5 protein-coding genes and 1 pseudogene are annotated in these 2,766 nt (G+C 53.8%); all 6 read left to right on the forward strand.

The genetic code is table 11. From position 1 onward, the window contains the following. On the forward strand, window positions 1-323 hold a 323-nt coding region (locus Xbud_RS18670; protein ID WP_099137484.1), incomplete at its 5' end, for an integrative conjugative element protein, RAQPRD family. Then, window positions 320-556, forward strand: coding sequence for a TIGR03758 family integrating conjugative element protein (locus Xbud_RS18675; RefSeq protein WP_099137485.1), 237 nt, complete (start codon window positions 320-322; stop codon window positions 554-556). The genes Xbud_RS18670 and Xbud_RS18675, both read left to right, overlap by 4 nt. 79 nt (window positions 557-635) lie before the next feature. Beyond that, window positions 636-968 carry a TIGR03745 family integrating conjugative element membrane protein gene (locus tag Xbud_RS18680; RefSeq protein WP_235428082.1) on the forward strand — a complete coding sequence of 111 codons (333 nt, stop codon included), beginning with the start codon at window positions 636-638 and terminating at the stop codon, window positions 966-968. Between the two features lie 10 nt (window positions 969-978). Then, entirely contained in the window at window positions 979-1,335 is a 357-nt protein-coding gene (locus Xbud_RS18685) for a TIGR03750 family conjugal transfer protein (RefSeq protein WP_099137487.1), read from the forward strand. After that, window positions 1,332-1,987, forward strand: a pseudogene (locus Xbud_RS18690) (PFL_4703 family integrating conjugative element protein). The gene Xbud_RS18685 and the pseudogene Xbud_RS18690 overlap by 4 nt, the downstream one beginning before the upstream one ends. Further along, window positions 1,984-2,766 (forward strand): TIGR03749 family integrating conjugative element protein (locus Xbud_RS18695; protein WP_099137488.1); only part of this gene is annotated, 783 nt, incomplete at its 3' end. The pseudogene Xbud_RS18690 and the gene Xbud_RS18695, both read left to right, overlap by 4 nt.

Below are 2,766 nucleotides of genomic sequence, written 5' to 3' on the forward strand. Positions count from 1 at the left end.
CTGGCTTTTCGCTATCTTGTTCTGTCGGTCTGCTGGGGCTGGCTGTGTTGTGTATGCCACGGGCTCATGCGGCCGAAAAAGACGAACTGGCGAGTGCAAAGCGTCTGATTGAGCAGGTGCAAATGGCACTGGAACGCGCAAGCATCGCAGAAAATCAGTCTGACACAGCAAAACGCCCTCGTTATAACTTTGATTATCAGCGCATCCAGGCCGATCTCAACACCATCAAAGCCGGTATCGATCACTACCTCACGCCTTCTCGCGACCAGCCACATGAATCAGGCATTTTATCCGGCCATTACCGTCAGGAACACCTGCAATGACACCGGCGCAACGCAATGCCTTTGAAGTGGCTTCCGGGCATTTTGATATCACTTTTTTGTATCTGGTGTGTGTCGGATTTTTCTTAGCCACCTTGTTTTTCTGGGCGGCCTGGGCAGCGATAGATGTCTGGCATGGCTGGGCGAATGAAAAAGTGCGGAATCAAACCCTCAGCCAGTTTGCCCTTCGAACTGCAATATTGCTGGTTGTGGCTGTCTGGATGTTTGCCAGTTAATACAGCGAACACAATGAAAAGGAACAGAGTCAATATGAAGCAAATTGTTACCGTCTGCCGGCGTATCGGTACGAACCTGATGACCAGAATAAACGCCTTTCTTTTATTGTGCTGCCTTTCCTGTGAATCAGCCTGGGCCGATTTGCCTGCTATCGAACCGCCCAAAAGTGGTGGCGGGGGCGGATTGCTGGGGCAGGCGAAAGGGTACGCGCAGGATGGCATTGTGATTGGCGGATTGATCCTCTCGGCAGTAGCGTTCTTTAAGGTCGCCTCGGCCGCCGTCGAAACTTTTTCCGAAGTGCGGGATGGCAAATCGACCTGGACCCAATTTGGCGCCATCGTCGTGGTCGGCGTGGTGCTGTTGGTTGCCGTGATTTGGTTGCTGTCGAAATCGGCCAGCATTATCTTTTAAGGTGATCACCATGCAGACGATCGCTTTCTTACCTGACCGTTTAAACGCCGAACCGGTGGTATTTCGCGGGTTCACCACGCCTGAGATGGGACTGGCCGCACTGGCTGGGATCACGCTCGGACTGGCAGTCAGTATTCCCCTGATCCCATTAACCGGTTGGGTCATGCTCCCGACCGGCATGTTGGTGATGCCCTTGTTACTGGAAAGCTTTGGCGGGCGTTGGCTTGCGCATGTTAAACGTGGCAAGCCGGAGAATTATATCTGGCTGAAACTGGCAGAGAAAAAACGTCGGCTGGGTATCGGTGATCCGGCATTGATTATTACCGCTCAGGGCTGGTCGTTGCGCCGCAGCAGGAGCCTGCGATGAGTCGGTTTCGTCATGCGATCAAAAATCGGGATCAGCATATTCTGACCCTGAGAATGGCGTGCGGCATTTTGGTGTTGGTATTGCTGCTGACCCTGAGCGGCTGGATGGCTTCCCCGCGTAATCTCACCATCCATAATCCGCCGGACTTACGCACCGGCAGTACGCGCCCGTGGTGGGAAGTGCCGACACCCAGCGTCTATAGCTTTGCCTTTTATATTTTCCAGCAACTGAATGCCTGGCCGAAAAACGGGGCACAGGACTATCCGGCCAAAATTTATGCGCTTTCCCCTTATCTGACTCCTGCGTGTCAGGATTTTTTGCGTGAAGATGCCAAAACCCGCGCCGACAGTGGCAGCTGCTCGACCGGGTGCGCGTGGTGTATGAAATTCCCGGCCGGGGCTATGGGACGCGCAGTGTGACGGTACGTGACCGGGATGACTGGATAGTCCGGCTGGATTTGGTAGCCGATGAATATTATCACGCTGAATCGGTTAAACGGGCACTGGTGCGTTATCCGCTGAAAGTAGTGCGCTGGGAGGGGGATGCCGAACGTAATCCCTTCGGGCTGGCACTGGACTGTTACGACGGAATTCCACAGCGGCTGGAAGCCATGCCGCAACCACAGGAAGAGAAAAAAGGCGTATTTCAATGAGCAGAGTGTCATTTGGCCGCTGGCTGGGATGGGTCAGTTTGTTATTGTTCAGCGTTGGCACACAGGCTGATGAACTGATGAAGTGGGAACGCATTCCGTTGTCCATTGCGCTTAAGGTCGGGCAGGAGCGAATTATTTTTGCTGACCGGAATGTGCGTATCGGTTTGCCGCCGTCACTCAGTGATAAATTGCGGGTACAGAGCGCGGGCGGAGCGGTGTACCTGAAAGCCCACAATGCCTTCCCGTCAACCCGTTTGCAATTGCAGGACAGCGAAAACGGCGAAATCATTTTACTGGATATTACGGCTGCCAAAGCGGGGCCAACAGAGCCGGTACAGATTATTTACCCGAATGAAAAACAAGCAACCTCAAAAGAACAATCTCAATCCCAGAACAGAACTGAATTATCAGCGCCCGTTCTGGTTGCCTTAACCCGTTATGCCGCACAGCAGCTGTATGCCCCGTTGCGTACCGTCGAGCCGGTTACCGGAATTCAGCCCGTGAACCTGCATTTGGCCTCATCCATCACCACACTCTATCCGTCAGAGCCGATTGAAATTACCCCGCTGGCAGGCTGGAGACTGCACAATCACACTGTAGTGGCACTGAAACTGCGCAATCCCACCCAACGAAAAATCACGCTCGACCCACGAGCCTTACAAGGGAAATTTGTAGCGGCCACGTTCCAGCATCGTTGGCTGGGTGAAACGGGGTCGCCGGAGGATACGACGGTATTGTACCTCGTCACAAAAGGGCGGCCGGAGAACGCCTTTATCCCT

This window comes from Xenorhabdus budapestensis (genome assembly GCF_002632465.1).
GTDB classification, from domain to species: domain Bacteria; phylum Pseudomonadota; class Gammaproteobacteria; order Enterobacterales; family Enterobacteriaceae; genus Xenorhabdus; species Xenorhabdus budapestensis.

Bases quoted from the DNA above. Each gene is read 5' to 3' on its own strand.
- Xbud_RS18675 (WP_099137485.1), top strand. From the start codon at position 320: ATGACACCGGCGCAACGCAATGCCTTTGAAGTGGCTTCCGGGCATTTT.
- Xbud_RS18680 (WP_235428082.1), top strand. From the start codon at position 636: ATGACCAGAATAAACGCCTTTCTTTTATTGTGCTGCCTTTCCTGTGAA.
- Xbud_RS18685 (WP_099137487.1), top strand. From the start codon at position 979: ATGCAGACGATCGCTTTCTTACCTGACCGTTTAAACGCCGAACCGGTG.